This window comes from Ferribacterium limneticum (assembly GCF_020510565.1).
Taxonomy (GTDB): domain Bacteria; phylum Pseudomonadota; class Gammaproteobacteria; order Burkholderiales; family Rhodocyclaceae; genus Azonexus; species Azonexus limneticus_B.
Map to the genome: position 1 here is coordinate 2,434,933 of NZ_CP075189.1, position 23,165 is coordinate 2,458,097.

18 protein-coding genes are annotated in these 23,165 nt (G+C 61.8%); 7 read left to right on the forward strand and 11 right to left on the reverse strand.

Features of this window, described 5'->3' with window-relative positions; genetic code table 11:
- Window positions 1-5 precede the first annotated feature (5 nt).
- From KI610_RS11770 to KI610_RS11790, 5 genes are all read right to left on the reverse strand, one after another.
- Complete coding sequence (locus KI610_RS11770) at window positions 6-1,475, reverse strand: Y-family DNA polymerase (protein ID WP_226495153.1); 1,470 nt, start codon at window positions 1,473-1,475, stop codon at window positions 6-8.
- On the reverse strand, window positions 1,408-2,133 hold the full coding sequence (gene imuA, locus KI610_RS11775) for a translesion DNA synthesis-associated protein ImuA (protein ID WP_226495154.1): 726 nt from the start codon (window positions 2,131-2,133) through the stop codon (window positions 1,408-1,410). The genes KI610_RS11770 and imuA overlap by 68 nt, the downstream gene beginning before the upstream one ends.
- Window positions 2,130-2,735, reverse strand: a complete 606-nt coding sequence (lexA, locus tag KI610_RS11780) for a transcriptional repressor LexA (protein ID WP_226495155.1) — start codon at window positions 2,733-2,735, stop codon at window positions 2,130-2,132. Before lexA ends, imuA begins: the two co-directional genes overlap by 4 nt.
- Window positions 2,736-2,802: 67 nt before the next feature.
- The gene (locus KI610_RS11785) at window positions 2,803-4,149 is read right to left on the reverse strand and encodes a deoxyguanosinetriphosphate triphosphohydrolase (protein ID WP_226495156.1); all 1,347 of its coding nucleotides are present in this window, start codon (window positions 4,147-4,149) and stop codon (window positions 2,803-2,805) included.
- A gap of 35 nt (window positions 4,150-4,184) precedes the next feature.
- The gene (locus KI610_RS11790) at window positions 4,185-4,607 is read right to left on the reverse strand and encodes an acyl-CoA thioesterase (protein WP_226495157.1); all 423 of its coding nucleotides are present in this window, start codon (window positions 4,605-4,607) and stop codon (window positions 4,185-4,187) included.
- Between the two features lie 87 nt (window positions 4,608-4,694).
- Here KI610_RS11790 and KI610_RS11795 point away from each other — a divergent pair, with 87 nt between their 5' ends.
- Both KI610_RS11795 and fabI read left to right on the forward strand, forming a co-directional pair.
- The gene (locus KI610_RS11795; protein WP_226495158.1) at window positions 4,695-6,341 is read left to right on the forward strand and encodes an electron transfer flavoprotein-ubiquinone oxidoreductase; all 1,647 of its coding nucleotides are present in this window, start codon (window positions 4,695-4,697) and stop codon (window positions 6,339-6,341) included.
- 89 nt (window positions 6,342-6,430) lie between these two features.
- Entirely contained in the window at window positions 6,431-7,228 is a 798-nt protein-coding gene (fabI, locus tag KI610_RS11800) for an enoyl-ACP reductase FabI (RefSeq protein WP_226495159.1), read from the forward strand.
- Window positions 7,229-7,313: 85 nt separating this feature from the next.
- On the opposite strand, the gene KI610_RS11805 is transcribed toward fabI, so the two are convergent.
- From KI610_RS11805 to KI610_RS11815, 3 genes are all read right to left on the reverse strand, one after another.
- Window positions 7,314-10,442: a PAS domain S-box protein gene (locus KI610_RS11805; RefSeq protein ID WP_226495160.1), complete on the reverse strand. Its 3,129-nt coding sequence runs from the start codon at window positions 10,440-10,442 to the stop codon at window positions 7,314-7,316.
- A gap of 119 nt (window positions 10,443-10,561) precedes the next feature.
- A complete protein-coding gene (locus tag KI610_RS11810; RefSeq protein ID WP_226495161.1) occupies window positions 10,562-12,448 on the reverse strand; it encodes a SurA N-terminal domain-containing protein in 1,887 nt (628 codons plus the stop codon).
- Between the two features lie 93 nt (window positions 12,449-12,541).
- Complete coding sequence (locus KI610_RS11815; protein ID WP_226495162.1) at window positions 12,542-13,963, reverse strand: aminotransferase-like domain-containing protein; 1,422 nt, start codon at window positions 13,961-13,963, stop codon at window positions 12,542-12,544.
- Between the two features lie 143 nt (window positions 13,964-14,106).
- Here KI610_RS11815 and KI610_RS11820 point away from each other — a divergent pair, with 143 nt between their 5' ends.
- On the forward strand, window positions 14,107-14,397 hold the full coding sequence (locus tag KI610_RS11820; RefSeq protein WP_226495163.1) for a DUF2917 domain-containing protein: 291 nt from the start codon (window positions 14,107-14,109) through the stop codon (window positions 14,395-14,397).
- 6 nt (window positions 14,398-14,403) lie between these two features.
- Here KI610_RS11820 and KI610_RS11825 read toward each other — a convergent pair whose 3' ends face one another.
- Complete coding sequence (locus KI610_RS11825; protein WP_226495164.1) at window positions 14,404-14,616, reverse strand: hypothetical protein; 213 nt, start codon at window positions 14,614-14,616, stop codon at window positions 14,404-14,406.
- A 147-nt stretch (window positions 14,617-14,763) separates the two neighbouring features.
- Here KI610_RS11825 and KI610_RS11830 point away from each other — a divergent pair, with 147 nt between their 5' ends.
- Window positions 14,764-14,928, forward strand: coding sequence for a hypothetical protein (locus KI610_RS11830; protein WP_226495165.1), 165 nt, complete (start codon window positions 14,764-14,766; stop codon window positions 14,926-14,928).
- Window positions 14,929-15,113: 185 nt separating this feature from the next.
- Here KI610_RS11830 and KI610_RS11835 read toward each other — a convergent pair whose 3' ends face one another.
- Window positions 15,114-15,680 carry a rhodanese-like domain-containing protein gene (locus KI610_RS11835; RefSeq protein ID WP_226495166.1) on the reverse strand — a complete coding sequence of 189 codons (567 nt, stop codon included), beginning with the start codon at window positions 15,678-15,680 and terminating at the stop codon, window positions 15,114-15,116.
- Window positions 15,681-15,815: 135 nt separating this feature from the next.
- Window positions 15,816-19,745 carry a phosphoribosylformylglycinamidine synthase gene (purL, locus tag KI610_RS11840; RefSeq protein WP_226495167.1) on the reverse strand — a complete coding sequence of 1,310 codons (3,930 nt, stop codon included), beginning with the start codon at window positions 19,743-19,745 and terminating at the stop codon, window positions 15,816-15,818.
- A 3-nt stretch (window positions 19,746-19,748) separates the two neighbouring features.
- Between purL and KI610_RS11845 the strand changes: the two genes are divergently transcribed.
- Genes KI610_RS11845 through KI610_RS11855 form a run of 3 tightly spaced genes read left to right on the forward strand, consistent with a single transcriptional unit; the run spans window position 19,749 to window position 23,165 of the window.
- Entirely contained in the window at window positions 19,749-20,057 is a 309-nt protein-coding gene (locus tag KI610_RS11845; protein ID WP_226495168.1) for a hypothetical protein, read from the forward strand.
- Window positions 20,041-20,811: a DUF3348 domain-containing protein gene (locus KI610_RS11850; protein WP_226495169.1), complete on the forward strand. Its 771-nt coding sequence runs from the start codon at window positions 20,041-20,043 to the stop codon at window positions 20,809-20,811. Before KI610_RS11845 ends, KI610_RS11850 begins: the two co-directional genes overlap by 17 nt.
- The gene (locus KI610_RS11855; protein ID WP_226495170.1) at window positions 20,808-23,165 is read left to right on the forward strand and encodes a DUF802 domain-containing protein; all 2,358 of its coding nucleotides are present in this window, start codon (window positions 20,808-20,810) and stop codon (window positions 23,163-23,165) included. Before KI610_RS11850 ends, KI610_RS11855 begins: the two co-directional genes overlap by 4 nt.

Consider the following 23,165-nt stretch of genomic DNA (forward strand, 5'->3'; position numbering starts at 1 on the left):
TTCGATCAGGCGAACAGGCCGTGCAAAAACCAGCCGTCGGCGTTCCTGAACACCCAGGCCCATTGGCCGAGCGGATTGCGCGCGACGAAATAGTCGCGCCGCACATCGCCCGTCGCCCCGCCCTCGCCTTCATCCCACCAGCCGCTTTCCAGCCGCTCGGCGCGCGACAGCAGCTTGAGCGGGCCGTGCCATTGCGGGCTGCCGGCCCGTTCGGCCAGCGCTTGCGGGGTCGGCAGCAGCCACAGCGGGCGGGATTGCTTGCTCTCGGCTGCCGCCTTGCCGGCTTTTTGCATTCCTACGGTCGACCGGAAAAAACGGCCAAAATTGAAATCGACTTCATGCGCTTGCGTCGCACACTCGGGCCGATGATCGGCCATCTCGCCGAGCGCCTGCACCGCCCCTTCGCCGAGCCGCGCGCGCAGACGTTCCAGGCAGGCCAGCGTCCCCTCACCGGCCGTTGCCTGCTCGAACAGATGGGCGCTGGCGCCGGGCTTGGCTACCAGTTCATCGGCCTGCAAGCGCAAGGCTTCGACCGGCGCTGAGAGGTGCAGCCGGGAAAGATGCTCGCGCAGCAGGCGGACGAAACGCCCTTCGTCAGCGGCCGGCTCGGCGAAATTGAGGGCCAGCGACGTTGGCGGTCCGTCGTCGTGCGTCAGTTGCAGGGAGCAACGGCGGACCAGCAACTGCCGGCCATGCAGCCAGCCGGCCAAGGCCGCGAACAGGCGCTGGCCAGCGAAAACCAGCGCCTCGGCGTGCTCGACACGCGACGGCAGCGCGATATCGATGGCGAAGCTTTCCGGGAAAATGAAGGATTTTTGTGGATCGGGCAGATCGCCCCAGGCGCGCAGCAGATCGTCGACCGGCCCGTTGCCGATGCGCCGCCGCAAGCCGGCACCGGGCAGCTTGCGCAGATCGCCCAGTTGCCGCAGGCCGAATGATTCGAGCCGGTTCGTGACGTCATCAGGCCAGCCGGGAACGGCACACGGCAAGGCGGCCAAGGCCGAGTGCATGGTTGTCGGTTCCACATGAATCTGGCTGGCGCCCATCCGTGCCAGCCAACCAGCCCCGAGCGGCGTTGGCGCCACCGCCCAGCGGGTCGAGTAAGACTGTTCGACGCAACCAGCGAGCACCGCCGTAATGATCGCCTCGGCGCCGCCGAACAAACGCAGGCAGCCGCCGATTTCAAGCAGCAGCGCATCCGGTGGCACCAAACTGATCGTCGGCGTAAAGCGACCGGCCCAGCAGGCCAGGCTGTCGAGCGCCTGTTTTTCGCGCGCCTCGACACGTTCGAAAACACTCAGGCCAGGCAGCAGGCCCAGCGCCGTCGACAGCTTCTGCCCGGCACAAACGCCCGCTGCCACCGCCTCGGCATCGCCCACCTGCACCCGCCCGCGCGCGACGACCGCGCTAGGCGACTGGCGCAGCGGCAGCGCCTCGATCGGCAACAAGGGAAAGTGCAGGGCCAGCCACAGCACGCGAAGGTCTCCCGGCAACAGGACGAGGAATGGACAAGGCGAGCGGCCGGGAAACCGGCCGGCCACGCCGCTTGATGATGCGCACCGACAACGCGCTATCGCCGTCTGCCGCGTTCAACATGACACGCAGCGGCGCCGGCGACGGCACCCCGGCTGCTGCGGTCGACCGCCATAAACAGGCAAAAACCGAACGCCCCTCGGCGGCGACCTGCAGGCGGCGCAAGGCCCGGGCATCGATGTTTGCTTCCGGCCAGGCCAGCACGCCAGCAAAGCCGCCGCTGGACAGCAGTTGTTCAACGCACCAGCCAACACTCTTGCCTGCCTTGACGACGACCAGCCGTTCCAGCGTCACGCCGGCCGCCGCCCAGGCCGGGGCATGCGGCAACCACGGCGGCGCCACCAGTGCCAGCCAGCCGCCATCGGCCGACAAGTGGGCCAGTGCCGGCAGCAGAAGGCTCATTTCACCGACACTGCCACGGTCAACGAGAATTTCGGTCAAATTTCCCCGTGGCCAGCCGCCACCGGGCAATTCGGCATCAAGTTCGGCATGGCCGCTCGGGATGGCGCTTTCCGGCAGCGAGGCCAGCGTGTCGCCGCGCCAGACATCGCCTCGGGCCAGCACATCCGCCAAGGCAACCGGCAACGGCTGGGTGTTCATGACAGTTTTGAAACGGCTCCACGAATGAGGCCGACGGCGATGCCTTCGATGGCAAACTCGACCTCTTCGGGATTGACGATGATGGGCTGGAAATCGGGATTTTCGGCGATCAATTTGATCTGACCGCCGCTGCGTTCCAGACGCTTGACGGTGACTTCCTCGTCGATGCGGGCGACGACGATCTGCCCGTCACGTGCCTGGTTGGTCTTGTGCACGGCGAGCAGGTCACCGTCGTACATGCCGATATCGATCATCGAAGTGCCGCGCACCTTGAGCAGGAAATCGGCCTTGGGCGAGAACATGCTGGCATCGAAGGCGTAGCGCCCCTGGACGTTTTCGACGGCGAGAATCGGTGAACCGGCGGCGACGCTGCCAATCAGCGGCAGGCCAAGCTGCTCGACCAGCCGGATGCCGCGCGCCGAACCCGGTTCGAGCGTGATGGCACCCTTTTTGGCCAGGGCCTTGAGGTGATCTTCGGCCGCATTCGGCGAGGCGAAGCCGAAGGCGCTGGCGATTTCCATGCGCGTCGGTGGGGCGCCGAGCACTTCCAGCGTATTTTTGATGAAGTCGAGAATTTCCTGCTGACGTGGCGTGAGTTTCATGGCCGGCCTCCGCTAAAAACCAATGACTGTATTTTTGTACAGTAATCTGTTTTTGGCAAGCGAAAATTCAGGTCGGCAGATCGAAACCCTTCAATTTACGGAACATGTCGACGGCGTAGGAGTCGGTCATCCCGGCGACAAAATCGGCCACCTGGAGCAGGCGAATGTACGGGTCGGCATCCGGCTCGCCGCCGTGGCCGAGGAACTGCGTCGGCAGCAGCTTGAGCAGCATGCGCTCGCGGGTCGTGTAGCGGGCGTGCCCTGCCCTCGCCTCGACTGCATTGGTGAACAGGCCGAGCAAGGCGCCGAGGACCTCGAAGCCGGCCGTTTCGATCTCCAGCGCCGGGCGGGCGGTGTAGATCGTTTCCTTGGCCAATTTGAGAATGGCCTGCAACGGGTGGGCGATGGGTGAGCTTTCGAGCAGTTCGTCGTCAAACTTGCCGCTCAGGATGGCGTCCTCGTTTTCGAGGAAGACGGCGGCGGCGCTTTCAAGCAGGCAGCCGATGGCCTTGGCGCGCAGGTATTCGAGGCGTTCCTTCGGGTCGTGCAGATGGTGTAGCCGAGCACCATTGATGGTGTTGCCGGCCAGGTCGGCAAGCAGGCATTCGGCATCCTTGTAGGGCACAAAGCCGAGCCGGGCGGCGTCTTCGAGGTCGACGATCAAATAGCAGGTGTCGTCCGCCACTTCAACGAGAAAAGCCAGCGGATGACGGTGCCAGGCGGTATTTGGAATTCGCTCGATTAATCCGGTTGACCGTGCGACTCGCCGGAAATTATCGGCATCCTGCTGGAAGAAGCCGAATTTCTTGCCGCTCTTGCCATCCAGCTCGGTCTCGATATGCGACGGGCGCGGATATTTGGTGAAAGTCGCCAGCACCGCGCTGCTCAGTTGCAGGCCGCCGGGATTGGCCGGGCTTTGCAGCCGGCTGACAATGCGAAAGCCCTGCGCATTGCCTTCGTAGCGCTCGAAGTCGGCTTTCTGTGCTGATGTGAATTGGTGGCGATCAAGCAAGCCGGAATGGCGGAACCACTCGCGGATAGCGTCCTCGCCAGCGTGGCCGAAAGGCGGATTGCCGATATCGTGGGCCAGGCAGGCAGCGGCAACGATGGCGCCAAAATCGCCCGACTCAACGTGCTGCAGGCCGTGCCGGGCGATGATCTCGCGGCCGACCACGGCACCCAGCGAGCGGCCGACGCAACTGACTTCAAGGCTGTGCGTCAGGCGGGTGCGAACGTAATCGCTCTTGGAGAGCGGGAAAACCTGCGTCTTGTCCTTCATGCGCCGGAAGGCGGAGGTGAAGACGATGCGGTCGTAATCCTGCTGGAAGGCTGTGCGTTCCGCCGTACCGGGCGCCTTGCCGGCCCCCAGGCGTTCGCTCGACAGCAGTTTTTCCCAGACTTTGCGTTTGCCCATACTCTTTTGTTTCGACGATGCGATGGGCTGCGAGTCTACTCCCCTTCGTACTCCGCTTCGAGCAAAGCCCGCACGTGATCGGGCAAAGGCACCGATTTTCCGGTCTGCGTGTCCATCCAGACAACCTTGGCGGCCCCCTCGGCATAAATGCGCTCATCGCCTTCGATGCGCATTTCAACGTAGGTCTCGCAACTGGAACGGCCGATGGCACCGACAAAGGTGCGCACCTCGACGGTTCCCGGATAATTCATCGGAATCAGGAAGGTACAGCTGGCGTTGATGATCACCGGCCCGGCGCCGCCCGAACGGACGGGGATATTCATTTCCTCCACCCACTCGACCCGCGCCTGCTCCATGTAACGGAAATAAACCGTATTGTTAACATGCCCGTAGGCATCCATGTCGCCCCAGCGGATGGGCATCTTCGTGACGTGAATGAGCTTTTTCTTGTGTTCCATAATCCCAAATACTAGAGTGGTGTTGATCAAAATATTTCCATACTGTACCGTATTGAAATCAAGTCAACAATAAAATCAGGAGACAGCATGCAGCGCGAATCCATGGAATTCGACGTCGTTATCGTTGGTGGCGGCCCGGCCGGTCTGGCTGCGGCGATCCGCCTGAAACAACTGGCGGCAGAAAAAGGAAGCGATCTGGGCGTCTGCCTGATCGAAAAAGGCGCCGAAATCGGCGCCCATATTCTTTCCGGCGCCGTCATGGACCCGCGCGCCCTGAGCGAGTTGCTGCCCAACTGGCAGACAGACGGCGCGCCGCTCAACGCCCCGGTATCCGAAGACCGTTTCTTCATCCTTTCCGAAAACGGTGCCACCAAGGTGCCGAACAGCCTGCTGCCGAATTGCTTCCACAATGAAGGCAATTACGTCATTTCGCTCGGCAACGTCTGTCGCTGGCTCGGCGAACAGGCCGAGGCGCTGGGCGTCGAGATTTACCCCGGCTTTGCCGGCGCCGAAGTGCTGTTTGACGAGAATGGGGCCGTCAAGGGCGTCGCCACCGGCGACATGGGACGTTTGCATGACGGTTCGGAAGGGCCGAATTTCCAGATGGGCATGGAACTGCACGGCAAATACACCTTTTTCGCCGAAGGTTGTCGCGGCCATCTCGGCAAGCAACTCGAAACCAAATTCAACTTGCGCGATGGCGTCGATCCGCAAACCTACGGCATCGGCCTCAAGGAACTCTGGGAAATCGAGCCGGACAAGCACCAGCTCGGTCTCGTCATCCACAGTGGCGGCTGGCCGATGCAGCCGGATACCTACGGCGGCGGCTTTCTCTATCACCTGGAAAACAACCAGATCGCCGTCGGCTTCGTCGTCGGCCTTGGCTACAGCAACCCGCATCTATCGCCCTACGAGGAATTCCAGCGCTTCAAAACGCATCCGGAAATCCGCAAGTTCCTCGAAGGCGGCAAACGCATCGCCTACGGCGCCCGCGCGCTGACCGCCGGTGGCCTGCAATCGCTGCCCAAACTGACTTTCCCGGGCGGTGTGCTGATCGGTGACGACGCCGGTTTTCTCAACGCGGCACGCATCAAGGGCTCGCACTGCGCCATCAAGACCGGCTCGCTGGCGGCCGAAGCCTGCTTCGAAGCACTGGCCAGCGAACGCCAGCGCGACGAACTAACATCCTATCCTGAATCATTTAAAAACAGCTGGTTATACGATGAACTTCATAAAACACGTAACTTCAAACCGTGGATGAACAAGGGGCTGGCACTCGGCTCCATCATGTTCGGCATTGACCAGGTGGTGCTACGCGGCAAGGCACCGTGGACGCTGCACAATCGCACGCCGGATCACGTCAAACTCAAACCGGCTTCCGAATGCCAACCGATTACGTATCCGAAGCCGGATGGGGTCATCACCTTCGACCGCCTGTCCTCGGTCTTCCTGTCCAGCACCAACCACGAGGAAGACCAGCCCTGCCACCTGCAATTGAAGGATGCCAGCGTGCCGATTGCCGTCAACCTGGCGCAATATGACGCGCCGGAACAGCGTTTCTGTCCGGCTGGCGTCTATGAAATCCTGCGCGACGAGAGCGGTGCCAACCCACGCCTGCAGATCAACGCGCAAAACTGCGTGCATTGCAAGACCTGCGACATCAAGGACCCGACCCAGAACATCAATTGGGTGGTGCCGCAAGGCGGCGAAGGCCCGACTTACCCGAATATGTAAGCCCAGACCGGGAAACGGTGTTCGCATAACGCGAATCACGGTTTCCCGGTTTATAATCCTGCGGCTAAACCCCTTAGGGAGAACAACACATGGGCTTTCTCGCCGACAAAAAAATTCTGATCACCGGGCTGCTGTCCAAGCATTCCATTGCCTATGGCATTGCCAAGGCCTGCCACCGTGAGGGCGCTCAACTCGCTTTCACCTACCAGACTGAGCGTTTCGAAGACCGTATCAAGAAGTTCGCCGCTGAGTTCGGCAGCGACATCACCATTCCCGTCGACGTCGCCAGCGACGAGCAAATCGACAACCTGTTTGTCGAACTGGCCAAGCACTGGGACGGTCTCGATGGCCTGGTTCATTCCATCGCCTACGCGCCGACCGAAGCCATCGAAGGTGATTTCCTGAACGGTATCTCGCGTGACGCCTTCCGCATCGCCCACGAAATCTCGTCGTACAGCTACCCGGCGCTGGTCAAGGCTGCCCGTCCGATGATGCAGGGCCGCAAGAGCGCCGCGCTCGCCCTCTCCTACCTCGGCGCCGAGCGCACCATGCCGAACTACAACACCATGGGCCTGGCCAAGGCCAGCCTCGAAGCGGCTACGCGCTACCTGGCTTTCTGCCTCGGCCCTGAAGGCATTCGTGCCAACGCCATTTCGGCCGGTCCGATCAAGACCCTGGCGGCTTCCGGCATCGGCAACTTCGGCAAGCTGCTCGCCTACAACTCGCACAACGCCCCGCTGCGTCGCAACGTGACCATCGATGAAGTCGGCAACGCCGCTGCCTTCATGTTGTCCGATCTGGCCAGCGGCATCACCGGCGAAATCATGTACGTCGATGGTGGCATGAACACCGTCGCACTGGGCAACGCCGACCCGCTGCCGGCCTGATCGATCGCGCCTGACGCTTCTACGGTCAACCGGAAAAAACGTCAAAAATCAAAAACGCCGACCCGGTTAATTCCGGTCGGCGTTTTTATTTGGGCTGTTTGCTTGCCAGATGCTGCCGGACGACTCTGGCCAAAGTATCAATATCCACCGGTTTGGCGACATGGTCGACCATGCCGGCGGCAAGACACTTTTCGCGCTCTTCGCTGAAGGCATGAGCGGTCTGGGCGATCACGGGAAGCCCGGGATAGGCCGCCAGTATGCGGCTCGCCGCTTCGTAACCATCCATCTCCGGCATTTGCAGATCCATCAGCACGACATCGTAAGCGTCCCTGCCATCACGCAGCACGCGTTCGACTGCCGCCTGGCCGTTATCGACCATCACGACCAGAGCGCCGCATTCCTTGAGCGCCTCTTGCAGGACCAGCTGATTGATCTTTTCGTCCTCGGCGACGAGGATGGAAACTCCAGCCAGTGATTTCCGGGCAAACTGCGCCACGCCCTCCGGCCCAGTGCTGTTTGCCTCGTCTTTCACTTCCGGCTTGATGTACGGAAAACGAAACTCAACGCTGGTCCCCGTGCCGGGCTGGCTGGTAACCTGAATATCGCCATTCATCAATTCGAGGATACGTTTGCTGATGGCCAGGCCCAGCCCCGTTCCGCCAAATTTTCGGCTGGCCGAAGCATCGGCCTGCTGGAAGGGGTTAAACAGCGCCGCGAGCTGCGCCGAGTCCATGCCGATACCCGTATCGCCAACTCTGAACACCAGCCAGTCATTCTCGAGTGACAGCGACAATCTGACATGGCCCGCGGCGGTAAATTTGACCGCGTTGGAAAGAACATTGAGCAGCACCTGGCCCATGCGCAATGGGTCGCTGATAGAAGTGCGTGGAAGATCAGGCGCCAATTCGACCTGAAGATCAAGTTGCTTGGCCTCGGCCCGGTCACGCAGCAGATCGAGCGAATGCTCGACAAGTTCGGCAAGCACGACCTCCGTCTGTTCGATGCGCAGCTTGCCGGCCTCTATCTTCGAAAAGTCGAGGATGTCGTTGATCACGCCAAGCAGACGATTGCCGGAAAGCTGGATCTTGGCAAAGGCGTCCCGGGCCTTCTCGGCATTCTGGAAATTACGGTGACCAATCTGGGCGAAACCCAGCACGCCATTGAGCGGCGTGCGAATCTCATGACTCATGTTGGCGAGGAATTCGCTCCGCACCCGGGCCAGATTCTCAGCTGCCACCAGGGCTTGCTCCCTGGCATGTGCAGCCGCGCGCTGAATGCTGACATCAACAAAACTGGTCACAGCACCAACGATCACCCCATTCTCAAGCATGGGGTGAGTCGCGTACATGACCGGGATAGGATGGCCATCGGCATGCCAATACACCTCGTCGTCAACGCGGACATTCTGGCCAACCCGCAAAGCGTTGTAGCTCGGGCAATCGGCGGCCGGGTACGGCGAACCGTCCGGCCGGCTATGATGTAAAAGCGCATGCGCCTTGCGGCCAATCACCTGCTCGGTGGAATAGCCAAGGATCGCACAGGCCGCGGGGTTGATGAACGTGATGACGCCATTGCAATCAATCCCGTAGAGGCCATCGGCGCTGGAATGCAGGATGTGGCTGGCGCGTGCCTCGGTCTGCATGAGTTCGGAAGTGCGCTGCTGAACAAGCCCCTCAAGGTGACGCTGATGCTGTTCCAGTTCAGCCTCGATTTGCTTGCGCTCCGAGATGTCCCTGAAGACATTGACCGCCCCGGTGATTTTTCCATCACGCTCAACGGGTGAAACCGTAAATTCGACCGGAAAAGAGGTGCCATCCATGCGCCAATACAGGCTGTCGCTGACATGTCGGCGCTGACCATCGTGCAGCGTCTTGAAAACGGCACAATCTGCAATGGCCGCCGGATTGCCATCGGCATCGTGGTGATGCGTCAAGGCATGCAGATCGAGGCCAACGCCCTCCCCCGCGCTCCAGCCGAACATTTTTTGTGCTGCCGGATTGACGAAAACCACCATGCCATCGAGATCGACGCCGCAGATACCTTCCGCTGCCGATGAAAGAATCAGTTCGCTCTGCCGCCACGCTGCCTCCGTGGCGAGATTAGACGCTTCCAGCTTGGCCGTGTATTCGGCATCCTGACGAATGAGCGCTTCCTGGTCGGACTCACTGCGTTTCCAGCCGCGACTGATCAAGATCGTTGAAATCAGGGTCACCAGCAAAAACAGTCCGCTCAGTGCGCTGATACCCAGTGAATCATTGCGCCAATCCTCGAGATAATCGTCATCGGCCAGACCGACCACCAAATAGAGCGGGTACTGACCTACCTGGCGAAAATGGAAGGTTCTGGAAATCCCGTCAACCCCTGAACGGGTATGGTACTGGGCGGCAGGCTTATCCGAATTGAGCAGGGCCCGCAACTCTGCAGACGGCGTGCTGCGACCGACAGTAGCGCCCCGGGAATCCGCTTTCGTGTAGCGGGCGATCAGATTGCTTTTATCCCACAGCCCGACATTTCCACGTTCCCCAAGATCAACCTTGGAAAACATGGCAATAAAATTATCGACAGAAACCGCCACATGAACATCACCGGCAAATGAACCATCAGGGTTGTTGATGCGCCGCCCGAGGGTGATCATCCATTTTTCGGCAGCCCGTCCCATGATCGGCGCCGAAAAGACCAGGCCGGCATCCGGGTCGTCGCGCAGACGAATGAATTGGGGACGATCGGCAATGCTGGCATTGCGCACCTTCACATCATTGACCGCATAGCGAATGATGCCATCGGCGTCGACAACACGCAGACCCAGTGCTTCCGGAATCAGGGCATCCTGATGCGCCATGAAAGACTCGAGAGCCTCCCGCTTGATTCCCCCGCTGGCTATTTGCCGGGATATCTCGTCACCGAGCATGTGCAGCGAGAAGTCGATCTTGCTGATAAAGCCGGACAGGCTTTCTTCGAGAATTCTTGAGTAATTTTCGGTCAGGGTAACCGCCTGGGCGACTTTTTCGGCACGGTTCCGCTCGATCACCAGGACAGTCATGCCGATCACGAACAGGTTAATCAAGCAGACGCCCAGCCACAGCAGCCGAATGTAGCCATGCCGCCTCTTTGTGGACGCGATCAAGCCTGGATCACCTGTCATACCCGTTCCTGAGCAGTTGCATTCCTGAGTGCGCGCTCCATGAAGCCGGCAAAACCCGCTTCCATTGAGCATCTACCTACTTCAAGGAGGATAGCATTCCCCTTATGGGGTGCCTACAGAGATTGCAGTCAAACGGCATCTGGAAATGAAAAAGCGGGCCGCAGCCCGCTTTTTATTGACCAATCCACTATTTATTTGTCTTTCGACTCCAGTGCGGCCTGATTGATTTCCACCTTGTAACGGCTGCGCAGGGCAGCCAGATAGAGCTGAACTTCCTCCTGGGCGGCCAGATTGTCCAGTTGCTTGAGCATCGCCTGCTTGCGGGCATCGTCGAGCTTTTCGCCGGCGTCGACCCTGGTCAGCTTGTACAGTGCGTAGCCGGAACCCGGCAGGTCGCCCCCCGTGTAGGAAGGCAGCTTGCCGGTTTCCATGCGGAAAACCGATTGGGCGGCCGGCGGCGGAAGCTGGCGGGCGTCCATGCGCGATACGCTCCTGGCAGCGCCCCAGGTCAGCTTGTCATCGCCCTTCTTGAGGGCATCCAGCCGTGCTTCGCCATCCTTGCTGGCCAGAACCTGGGCTTCCTTGTTCTTGAGCAGGGTTTCGATGCTGGCCTTGACGCCGTCGAACGGCTGCAATTCCTTCGCCTTGTAATCGACCAGACGCGCCGCAACCAGCGTATTGGTAGCGATTTCGACGGCTTCGGTGTTGCGGCGGTTCTTGACGGAATCTTCCGAGAACAGCGCAGCCATGAGTTTTTCATTACCGAGCGCGCCGTTGGCCGGATTGGCCTGGCGGGCTAGCCAGTCCGAGGACTTGATGGCCAGCTTGAACTTGTCGGCCACTGGCTTGAGGCTGTCCGACTGTTCATAAACCATATTGCTGAAGGTTTCAGCGGCTTCGGCAAATTTGCGGGCACCGGCAGCCTTCTTGAGCTCAGCCTCGATTTCGCCACGCACTTCGGCCAGCGGCTTTTCCTTGGCGGCGTGGATGCCCGTCAGCTTGATGATGTGGAAGCCGAAGTCCGACTCGACCACGCCGGAAATTTCGCCTTCCTTGAGGCTCATCGTCGCGTCATCGAAGGACTTGACCATCATGCCGCGCCCGAAGAAGCCGAGATCGCCACCCTTGGAGGCCGAACCCGGATCGTCGGAGTTCTTTTTGGCGAGGTCGGCAAACGCTGCCGGATTCTTGCGGATATCAGCCAGCAGCGCTTCGGCCTTGGCTTTGGCCTTGTCCTTGCCGAGCTTTTCCGAGGCGATCAGGACGTGGCTGGCGCGGCGCTCTTCCGGCACCAGGAAACGATCCTTGTGACCATCGTACCAAGCCTTGATCTCGGCATCGGTAACGGCCAGCTGGCCGGCGATGGATTCCATCGAGAGTACGACGTATTCGGCCTTGGCCTGCTCCGGAACTTCGAACTCCTTGGCGTTCTCGTCGTAAAACTTCTTGGCCGCATCGTCGGCCAGCTTGACCTTGCCGAGGTAGGCGTCGCGGCTCAGGCGAACTTCCATGACCTCGCGCTTCTCGGTCTGCAGGGCGAGCACGCGGTCGGCGACGGAGCGCGATACCACGCCGGACTGGCCGATGGCGCCGGCAAGCTGCTGCAGGGTCAGGTCCTGACGCAGTTGCGCCTCGAAACCGGCCGGCGACATGCCCTGGGCACGCAACGCGGCTTCGTAGCGTTCGACGGAGAACTTGCCGTCAACCTTGAAGGCTTCGATTGCGCCAATGGCCTGGCGGATGGCGTTGTCGCCAGCCACCATGTTCTTCTTGCCAGCCTCGATAACGAGCAGGCGCTGGTTGATCAGGTCGTCAAGAATCGCCTTGCGGGCTTCTGGGTTTTCCAGCATCTTCGGGTCGAACTGAGCGCCCATCTGGGTGCGCAGGCGCTCCTGTTGTTCGCGCAGGGTCTGCTGGAACTGTTGCTGGGTAATCTTGACGTCGCCAATCGTGGCGACATCGCCGCCGGAGCCGTCGCTGCGCATGTAGGAATCAACGCCGAAAAAGGCGAACGGCAGCGTGATCAGCGCGAGAAATACCTGGACGATTCTTTTGTTGTTGCGGACTGCGTCGAACATGAGGAGAAAAATCCTTCGAATGCGTTCAAAAAGGCAAAGGCAGCTTGCCCAAAAGGCCGAATGATACCGTAATTTCCCTGGCCTCCCGTTGATTTAGGCGCTGGAAAAGATCGCTCCCAGGCGACGCACGGCGTCTTCGATTGCCGGCGTGTGCGGGTTGCCGCAATTGAGGCGCAGGCAATTGCGATACATGCCGCTGGGCGAGAACAGATCGCCCGGCACGTAGGCCAGGTTTTCGCCGATAGCCCGTTGGTAGAGGCGCGTGGTGTCGATGTTTTCGGGCAACTCGACCCACAGGACGTAGCCGCCCTGCGGCTGGGTGATGCGCGTCGCCGCCGGAAAATAACGGCTGACCGCCAGCCGCATCGCTTCGACTTGCTGCGAGTAGGCCCGGCGCAGGGTGCGCAGATGACGCTCATAGGCGCCGGATTCGAGGTATTCAGCGAGCACGTGCTGGGTGATCGGATTGGTGCCGCCGCTGGTGATGGTTTTCTGCAAGGCAATCGCCGAGTGGTAGCGACCGGCGGCGACAAAGCCGATGCGCAAGGCGGGCGACAGGCTTTTCGAGAACGACGAACAGAGCATGACGTTGCCCACCTTGTCGAAGGCCTTGATCGGCCACGGCCGTTCGTTGCCGAGGTGAAGGTCGCCGTAGATGTCGTCTTCGATCACCGCGACGCCTCTTGCTGCGGTCAACGCCGAAAACAACCGTTTTCTGTCGTCCGGCATGACGCAGCCGAGCGGGTTGCTGCCATTCGAGACGATCAGGCAGGCGGCGATGCCACCATTGCGCGTTGCCAGGTCGAGCGCTTCGACCGACATGCCGGTGCGCGGATCGGTCGGGATTTCCAGCGCCTTGAGGCCGAGCGTTTCGAGCAACTGCAGCATCAAATAATAGGCCGGAGACTCGACCGCCACGGTGTCGCCGGGTTTGGTTACCGCCCGCAAACACAAGCCGAGCGCTTCGGTGCAGGAATTGGTGATGACGAATTCCTCGGCCGGCAGCGGCCCGCCCCAGGCCAGCGAGCGGCGCACCAGCTGACGAACCAGCGCCGGCTCGTCGGTATTGATGTGACTGCCGCCTTCGAGCAACTTGGGATGGCGTCTTGCTATGCCAGCATAGAGGCGCTGCAGCGCGGCGACCGGCAACAATTCAGGCGCCGGCAAGGCAGCGGCGAGCGGCGCGATGCCATTTCTCGCCCCGGCGCGCAAGACGCTGACCAGCCGTTGCGAAATATCGACCGGGCTCGGCTCTTCCGGCGTTGAGCGCACCACCGGCTCGGCGCGCGCGGCCTTGGCACGCTGGACGAAAAACCCGGACTGCGGCCGTGCTTCGACCAGGCCGCGATCCTCGAGCAGACGCAGCGCCTGAACCACCGTCGACACCGAAAGGCGGCGCTGGCTCGACAAACGCCGCACCGATGGCAGGCGGTCGCCGTGATTCAACACGCCGCTGGCGATCATGCCGCTTAATTCCGCCGCCAGTTGCTCGTAGCGCAACAGTTCTTCAGCCATGGGCACCCATACAGTTGGTGTTGGTGATGACCAGCACAGTTTGCATTCGCGGCAACTGTATTGGTCACAATTTTAATTCATTGCAACTGTACCACCCGCTATCCCGAACCTAAAATTTCTCGACAATCAAAGCGGAGAGCGCCATGAACAGCCATCGGGTTTCGGAGGAAATATGCCTGCAACCGGGCCACCCCGTCCGCCTCAATGACGCCGCCGGCACCCGAGTCCGCTGCCTGCACGGCACCATCTGGATTACCGTCGCCAACGAGCCCGACGACGTATTTCTCGCGAGCGGGCAAAGCTATCTGATTTCGCGCAATGGCCTGAGCCTTGTTGAACGGATAGACAACAGCAGCATTCAACTGGAGAGGCGACAAGCAGGCGGATGGCTCAGTGGCCTAATCCGGCACCTCAAGTTCGGGCCGGGTCGGTGACGGAAATCAGTCGAACAAATCCGGTTCCATCGGCAACAGGTTTTCCCGCTTGACGGTCAGGCGAACGGGCACGCCCTGCTTGCCGATCGCTTCGACCACCATGCGCCCGGCTGAGGCCTCGGCCACCACGCGAACATTGCGCGTCGCCTTGCGTGTGCGGCCGCGGTAGGTCGCCAGCGTTCCGGCGGGAGGCAACCAGGCAGGCTTGGGGCGCGACATTGGGGGCCTTTCATGCTTTCGGGTGGCCAAAGCCTACCGCGGAAAAAAGATTTCTCGAATACTGTACATCCATACAGCTTTCGGCTATTCTGCACCCGAACGCACACTACTGTGTATTCATACAGTCACTAACAAGGAGTCGCCATCATGAAACGTCTTCAACAATGGTTCGATCTGATCGCCGGCATTTCCCACGATGAACATGCACGCCTGGAACGGGCCAAGGCCATCTTCAGCGCCACCGGCCCGGACGTCGAGCAATTGCAGATGCCGGCCTGCTGGCGACGCAGTCCGCGCGTTGTCATCCACTGACAGCGGACGCGCCCCTGTTTCAAATTTGGGCAAAATTTCCGGTTGACCGTGGAAGTCGGTTGCGAGAACCCCTGCAGGCTCAAAGCAGGCAATCCCACGGTCAACCGGAAAAAATGGCCAAAAATGAAAACGGAACTCCGTGGAGTTCCGTTCGGGTAGCAAGCGAGCCAAGAAGCTGGATGTGCTTAGAAATCGTCCTTGACGATGGGGAAGCCCAGCGCATCCCAGTCGAGCATGCCGCCGCGGTAGTAATAAATCTTGTCGGCCGGGAAACCATCGCGAACCATAGCGTTGATGGCTGACGGACTTTGTGGGCAGACCGGGCCATTGCAGAAGGCATAGACCTTCTTGGCCTTGCTGCAGTCCCACTTGCCGGCCGTCTTGGCGCAACCCAGTTCATCCATGCGACCGGAAACCAGAGTGTAGGGGATGTGATACGAGTTGGGGATGGTGCCCTTGATCCGGTCGTCCGGCTCACGCATGTCGACGATCAGCGAATCCTTGTCATTCATCGCGTGCAGCATTTCGATCTCGGTGACCGGATGCACGCCCGGAACCGGAATCAGCGGCTGCAGCCAGCCCTTGTTCTTGGCGCACGGCGTCATCGTACGGGTAATGACGAACGGCCCGTTCTTGGTCTGAACGACGAACTGCTTATCCTCGCCGATGATGCGCAGCAGTTCCTTCTCCTGCGCCATGGCCCCCATCGACACGGCGAGAATCGCCGCACCCAGCAAAGCTTTTTTGATCATTTATTTGCTCCTCCATTGGAATTCAATTGGCAACCACTATTTATAAGTGATTGCGTATATTGTAATTTAACAATATACGTTTGTGAAAAAAAGAAAGGCGACCCGCAGGCCGCCTTTTCTGATTTTCCCGGTCGCTTAACCGACCCAGCGCCGCGCGTTGCGGAACATGCGCATCCACGGGCTGTCCTCGCCCCAGTTTTCCGGATGCCACGACATCTGCACGGTACGGAACACGCGCTCCGGGTGCGGCATCATGATCGTGAAGCGGCCATCGGCCGTGGTCACCGCGGTCAGACCGTTCGGCGAACCGTTCGGGTTGTACGGATAGACCTCGGTCGGTTCGCCCTTGTTGTCGACGTAGCGCACGGCTGACAAGACTTTGGCCTTGTCGTCGGCGTTATCGAAGACTGCCCTGCCCTCGCCGTGCGAGACGACGATGGGCACTTGCGAGCCCTCCATGCCGGCGAAGAAGATCGACGGCGAATCGAGGATTTCGGTCATCACGAAACGCGCTTCGAACTGCTCGACCTTGTTGCGACGGAAGGCCGGCCAGTTTTCGGCACCCGGGATGATAGCCTTGAGCGCGCTCATCATCTGGCAGCCGTTGCAGACGCCCAACGCGAAGGTATCTGGGCGATTGAAGAAGGCGGCAAATTCGTCGCGGCAGCCGTCGTGCATCAGGATGGTCCGCGCCCAGCCGAGGCCGGCGCCGAGCACGTCACCATACGAGAAGCCACCGCAGGCGACCAGGCCCTTGAAGTCCTTGAGGCTGACGCGGCCGGCCAGGATGTCGCTCATATGGACGTCGACCGAGGCAAAGCCGGCCTTGTCGAAGGCGGCGGCCATTTCGTAGTGGCTGTTGACGCCCTGCTCGCGCAGGATGGCGACGCGCGGCTTGGCGCCGAGTTCGCGGTACACCTTGGTGAAGTCGTCCTGCGGATCGAAAGTCAGCTTCGGTGTCAGGCCGGGATCGGCGACGTCGAGGATGCGGTCGAATTCCTGCTGGGCGCAGCTCGGATTGTCGCGCATGGCCTGCATCTGGTAGCTGGTCTCCGACCAGGCGCGCTGCAGGTCGACGCGCTTTTCACGCAGCACGCGCTTGGCGTTGCGGGTGACGCGGATTTCGTCCCACTCGTTCATCGTGCCGACGAAATGGTAGGGCACGCGCAGGGCACGCAATATCGGCGTGACCTTTTCGCGGTCAGCGCGGCGGATCTGGATCAGGGCGCCGAGTTCTTCGTTGAACAGGGCACGGACGATGTTCTCGAAATCGCGGCCAGCCAGCAGGTTGGTCAGTTTCTCGGAACCATCGACATCGCCGGCCCCGGCGTCGTAGCAGATGCCGTCGAGATCGAGCGAGACGCCGCGACGCGTGGCGAAGGCCATTTCGCAGGCCGCGACGAACAAGCCGCCGTCGGAACGGTCGTGGTAGGCGAGCAACAGGCCGTCGCGATTGAGTTTCTGCACGGCGTCGAACAGACCTTTGAGCTTGGCCGGATCGTCAACATCCGGCGCATCGCTGCCGGTGGCGTTGTAGACCTGTGCCAAGCAGGAGCCGCCAAGGCGGCTCTGGCCGAGGTCGAGCAGCAGCAGTTCGGTTTCGCCCTGATCGACGGCCAGTTGCGGGGTTTTCGTCTTGCGCACGTCGTCGACCGCAGCAAACGAGGTGACAACCAGAGATAGCGGCGAGACGACCTGTTTCTTGACGCCCTGATCTTCCCAGGCGGTGCGCATCGACAGCGAATCCTTGCCGACCGGGATCGACACGCCGATGGCCTTGCACAGGTCAGAAACGGCTTCGACGGTGTCGAACAGGCGGGCATCCTCGCCGGCGACGCCGCACGGTGCCATCCAGTTGGCCGACAGCTTGACCTTGGCCAGTGCGCCGACATCGGCGGCAGCCAGGTTGGTCAGCGCTTCGCCGATGGCCATACGGCCGGAAGCCGGAGCGTCGAACACGGCGAGCGGCGTGCGCTCGCCCATGGCGAAGGCTTCGCCGAGGTAACCCTGGTAACCCATCGTGGTGACGGCAACGTCGGCCACCGGCACCTGCCACGGTCCGACCATCTGGTCGCGCGCCGTCATGCCGCCGACCGAGCGGTCGCCGATGGAGATCAGGAAGGTCTTGTCGGCGATGGTCGGCAGACGCATCAGGCGATAGGCCGCGTCCTTGAGTTCGATGGCGGTGGCGTCGAAGGAGACGAAGGTTTCCGGCTCATGCTTGACGTCGCGCGTCATGCGTGGCGGCTTGCCGAGCAGCGCTTCCATTTCCATGTCGACCGGATTGACGCCGAAATGGGCATCGGTGACGGTCAGGTGGCCGTCGCCGGTCGCTTCGCCAACCACGGCAAACGGGCAGCGCTCGCGCTCACACATGGCCTGGAATTCGGCGATGCGGTTCGGCGGAATGGCCAGCACGTAGCGTTCCTGCGATTCGTTGGACCATATTTCAGCCGGCGACATGCCCGGCTCTTCGGTCGGCACCTTGCGCAGATCAAAAATGGCGCCGACGCCGCCCGAATGGGCCAGTTCCGGCAGTGCGTTGGAGACGCCACCGGCACCGACGTCATGCACGGAAAGAATCGGATTGTTCTTGCCCATCTGCCAGCAGCGGTCGATGACTTCCTGCGCACGGCGCTGGATTTCCGGGTTGCCGCGCTGCACGGAGGCGAAATCAAGGTCTTCGGCATTCGAGCCAGCGGTCATCGACGAAGCGGCACCGCCGCCCAGACCGATCAACATGCCGGGACCACCGAGTTGCACGAATTTGGTACCGACCGGGAAGGTTTCATCCTTGAACGACTGCTCGGCCTGGATGCTGCCCAGACCGCCGGCGATCATGATCGGCTTGTGGTAGCCGCGCACCGTGCCAGCGACATCCTGCTCATAGGTGCGGAAATAGCCAGTCAGGTTCGGGCGACCGAATTCGTTGTTGAATGCTGCCGCGCCAATCGGGCCTTCGAGCATGATGTCGAGTGCGGAAGCAATGCGCGACGGACGGCCGTAGGCGTGTTCCCAGGGCTGCGGGGCATCGGGCAGATTCAGGTTGGAGACAGAGAAACCGCAGAGGCCGGCTTTCGGCTTGGAACCCTTGCCGGTGGCGCCTTCGTCGCGGATCTCGCCGCCGGAACCGGTCGACGCGCCGGGGAACGGCGAAATGGCGGTCGGGTGGTTGTGCGTCTCGACCTTGGTCAGGATGTGGGTCAGCTCTTCCTTGTAGCTGTAGCCGCGGTCGGCATCCGGGTAGAAGCGCTGGATGGTCGCGCCTTCGATAATCGAGGCGTTATCGGCGTAGGCCATGATCGTGCCTTGCGGCGCGGCTGCATGCGTTTCGCGGATCATGCCGAACAGGGTCTTGTCCTTGGCCTGGCCGTCGATTACCCAGGAGGCGTTGAAAATCTTGTGGCGGCAGTGCTCGGAGTTGGCCTGGGCGAACATCATGAGTTCGACGTCGGTCGGGTTGCGGCCGGCCTTGGTGAAGACGTCGAGCAGGTAATCAATTTCGTCGTCGGACAGGGCCAGCCCGAGCGAGCTGTTGGCGTCGACCAGCGCAGCCTTGCCGCCGGCCAGCACATCGACGGTGTTGAGCGGCTTCGGCTCGAAATGGCGGAACAGCTCGCCGGCAGCGTCGAAGCCGGGCAGCACGGAATCGGTCATGCGGTCATGCAGCAAGCCGGCGACGGTTTTCTTTTCATCGGCGCTCAGCGCGCGATTGTTCTTGGTGACAACATGAAAGGCGATGACGCGTTCGATGCGCTCGATGGCGTCGAGGTCGCAGTTCCAGGCGATGTCGGTGGCCTTCGACGACCACGGCGAAATGGTGCCGATGCGCGGCGCGACGAGGAACAGCTCGCCGGCATCGCTGCCAGCCGCCTTCTCTTCCAGCAGCGTCGCCAGCTTGGCACGCTCGTCGGCATTCAGCGCACGCTTTTGCGCCACGACATGCCAGTAATCGGCCACCACGGCTTCAATATCGGCGACGGCTGCCGTCAAGCGGTTGGTCAAGCGTTGCAGACGGAAGGCGGAAAAGGCGGCGTCGCCCTTGAGGCAAAGAATGTCGGCCATGGGATGAATTCGGCGGTAGCGGAAAGGGCGAAATTATACCCGAGCCCGGCCCTGCTCTCGGCGGCTAATCAGCAATGCAACGCGACTGCGGGGGCTGTTAAAACCCCGGAATTCCACGGTCAACCGGAAAAAATGGCCAAAATTGAAATTCGCCATGCCACCCAAATCGCGCGCCTCGTGCGGATGCTCGACACCTTCCGCCGGCATCGCCGCTCGCACAAGGACAAACGCGGACCGCTGACCGCGTCGCAAAGTTGTAGTAGCCTTGCGACCCCTTTCGACGTCGAACCAGGTCATGATCATGACGCGTGAATTGCAACGCGCCACCTTCAATCGCTCTGCCCTCGTCCGCGTCCTGTCCGACACCCTCCCGGAAGTCCCTGATCCGAAATACGATTTCGGCGAACGGCTCGGGCAGTGGCTGGACTTTTCGGATGCGCTGACGCTGTTTTCGGTCCTCAATACCGAGGCCGGCAGCGGCACGCCCATCGCTTCGGCCAACAGCGACCTGCCGGCCCAACTGGCCCGCGTTCGCCGCAATCTGAACGATTCGATCCACAACGACGGCGTTTTCAGCACCGAGCCGGCGCGCATTCCGTTCCCGACGCCGCTGCCCAACGCTACGCCGGAAAGCGCTGCCGATTTCTCGCCTTACCACCGCTACTACCTCGCCCACCAGCGCGACATGAACGCTGCCATCACGGCCCTGCGCGCCAACGCCCGGAAGGCGCTGGCCGGCCACTCGACGGCGGGCAAGCAACTGGCCGACCTCGACGCCTCTTTCGAGAAATTTCTGTTCACCCGCGAACGCAATCTGCTGTCGAACATCCCGATCATGCTCGGCAAGCGCTTTGACCAGCGCTACGCCGAACATCGCGCCGCCCTGGCCGACAACACCGCCGACGATCCGACCACCTGGACGCAGCCGGGCAGCTGGCTCGAAGCCTTCTGCCACGACGCCCAGACCGCGCTGCTCGCCGAACTGGAACTGCGCCTCAAGCCGGTCGCCGGCCTGATCGCCGCGCTTGGCGGCGCTGCAGAACACAAGGAAACAAAGCCCCAATGAACCGCAACCTCAGTCTCTTCGCCTTCATCCTCGGCCTGTTCGCCGTCGTCTGGGTCGCCATCGGCTACATCGGCGGCCACACGCTGGCCTTTACGGTGTCCTGCATCATCGCCATCGTCTATGTCGCCGGCGCCCTTGAAATGCGGCGTTTCCACGACAACACCACGGCGCTGGCCAAGGCGCTGCGCAATATCCCGGACGACATCGGCCACCTCGGCGAATGGCTGCAACAGGTGCCAGCCGCCCTGCAAAACGCCGTCCGCCTGCGTATCGAAGGCGAACGTGTCGCCCTCCCCGGCCCGGGCATCACGCCCTACCTCGTCGGCCTGCTGGTCCTGCTCGGCATGCTCGGCACCTTCCTCGGCATGGTCGTCACGCTGAACGGCGCCGTGCTGGCGCTGGAAAGCACCACCGACCTGCAAACCATCCGTTCGGCGCTGGCCGCGCCGGTCAAGGGCTTGGGCGTCGCCTTCGGCACCTCGGTGGCCGGCGTCGCCACCTCGGCCATGCTCGGCCTGATCTCGGCGCTGTGCCGGCGCGACCGCCTGCAGGTCGGCCAACTCCTCGACAGCAAGATCGCCAGCGTGCTGCGCGATTTCTCGCTGACCTACCAGCGCCAGGAAACCTTCAAGGCCCTGCAGGCCCAGTCCCAGGCGCTGCCCGAATTGGTCAGCAAGCTTGACGCCATGATGAGCCAGATGGCCGAACAGAGCCGCCTGCTTGGCGAGCAGTTGGCAGCCGGTCAGCAACGCTTCCACGAAGAAGCCAAGGGCCTGTACACCGGTCTCGCCCAATCCGTCGACCAGTCGCTCAAGGCTAGCCTGAAGGACAGCGCGACGGTCGCTGCCGAAACCATCCAGCCGGTCGTCACCGCCACCATGGCCGGTATCGCCAACGAAACGCGCGGCCTGCACGACAAGCTGTTCGGCACCGTCGAAACGCAGCTCGCCGGCATTGCCGGCCAGTTTGCGCAGACCGTGACTACCGTCAGCGACACCTGGACACAGGCCCTGAGCCACCACGAACAGGCCACCGGCACCCAGCACCAGCAACTACAAACAGCCCTCACCGCCTACGCCGACACTTTCGAGCAACGCTCGGCCGCCTTGCTCGCCTCGGTCGAAAACACCCAAACCAAACTTCAGGCCGACGCCGCGCAGCATCACGCCGCATTGGCCGAAACCACCGCCGCCAGCCAGCAACAACTAGCCGCCACGCTGGCCAGCCAGTTTGATGGCGTCACCGCCCGCCTCGATCAGGCCGTCAGCCAGGTCGCCGACACCTTCGGCGAACGCACGCAGGCGCTGCTCTGCTCAATCGATGCCAGCCATGCTGCTTTCGCGCAGACCACGCAAGCCCAGCAGTCGGCGATAAGCGACCAGGTCGCCAGCCAGCTCGACGGCATCGCCCAGCGTTTCGACGGCACCGTGCAGACTGTCTCCGCCACCTGGACCGGCGCCCTCGCCATGCACGAACAGGCCAGCGACCGCCTCACCCAGGCGCTGGAACAAACGCAAACCAGCCTCGCCGAGACCTTCGCCCAGCGCACCGCCGCCCTGCTCGCTGACATGCGCGCAACACAGGCTAGCTGGCAAACCGAATGGGCGACCGGCGAACAGACCCGCCAGACCAGCTTCACCGACGCCCTCACCGCCATGGCCGGCAAGCTCGAAACGCAATGGCAACAGGCTGGTGACGCCACACTGGCGCAGCAGGAAAAGATCACGCAAACGCTCGGCGACACCGCTCGCGACCTCGTCGCCGCCCACCAGCGCCAGGCCGAAGCGACCATTGCCGAAGTCACCCGCCTGATGCAGACCGCCGCCGAGGCGCCCAAGGCGGCGGCCGAAGTCATCGGCCAATTGCGCCACGAACTGTCGGCCAGCATGGCGCGCGACAACAGCCTGCTCGAAGAACGCAGCCGCATCATGGAAACCCTGGGCGCGTTGCTCGATGCCATCAACCACGCTTCGACCGAACAGCGCAGCGCCATCGACGCGCTGGTCGCCTCGTCGGCCGACCTGCTTGAACGTGCTGGCAGCCAGTTCGCCGCCAAGGTCGAGAGCGAAGCGGGCAAGTTGGTCGACATCGGCACCAGCATCACCGGCGGCGCCCTCGAAGTGGCCAGCCTGGGCGAGGCTTTCGGTGTCGCGGTCAAGCTCTTCACCGAATCGAACGACAAGATGATGGCTGCCCTGCAACGCATCGAAGGCGGGCTGACCAAGTCGCTGACGCGCAGCGACGAACAGCTCGCCTACTACGTCGCCCAGGCGCGCGAAATCATCGACCTCAGCATCATGTCGCAGAAAAAGATGGTCGACGACCTGCAGCGCGTCGCCGCTAGCGAGGCATAA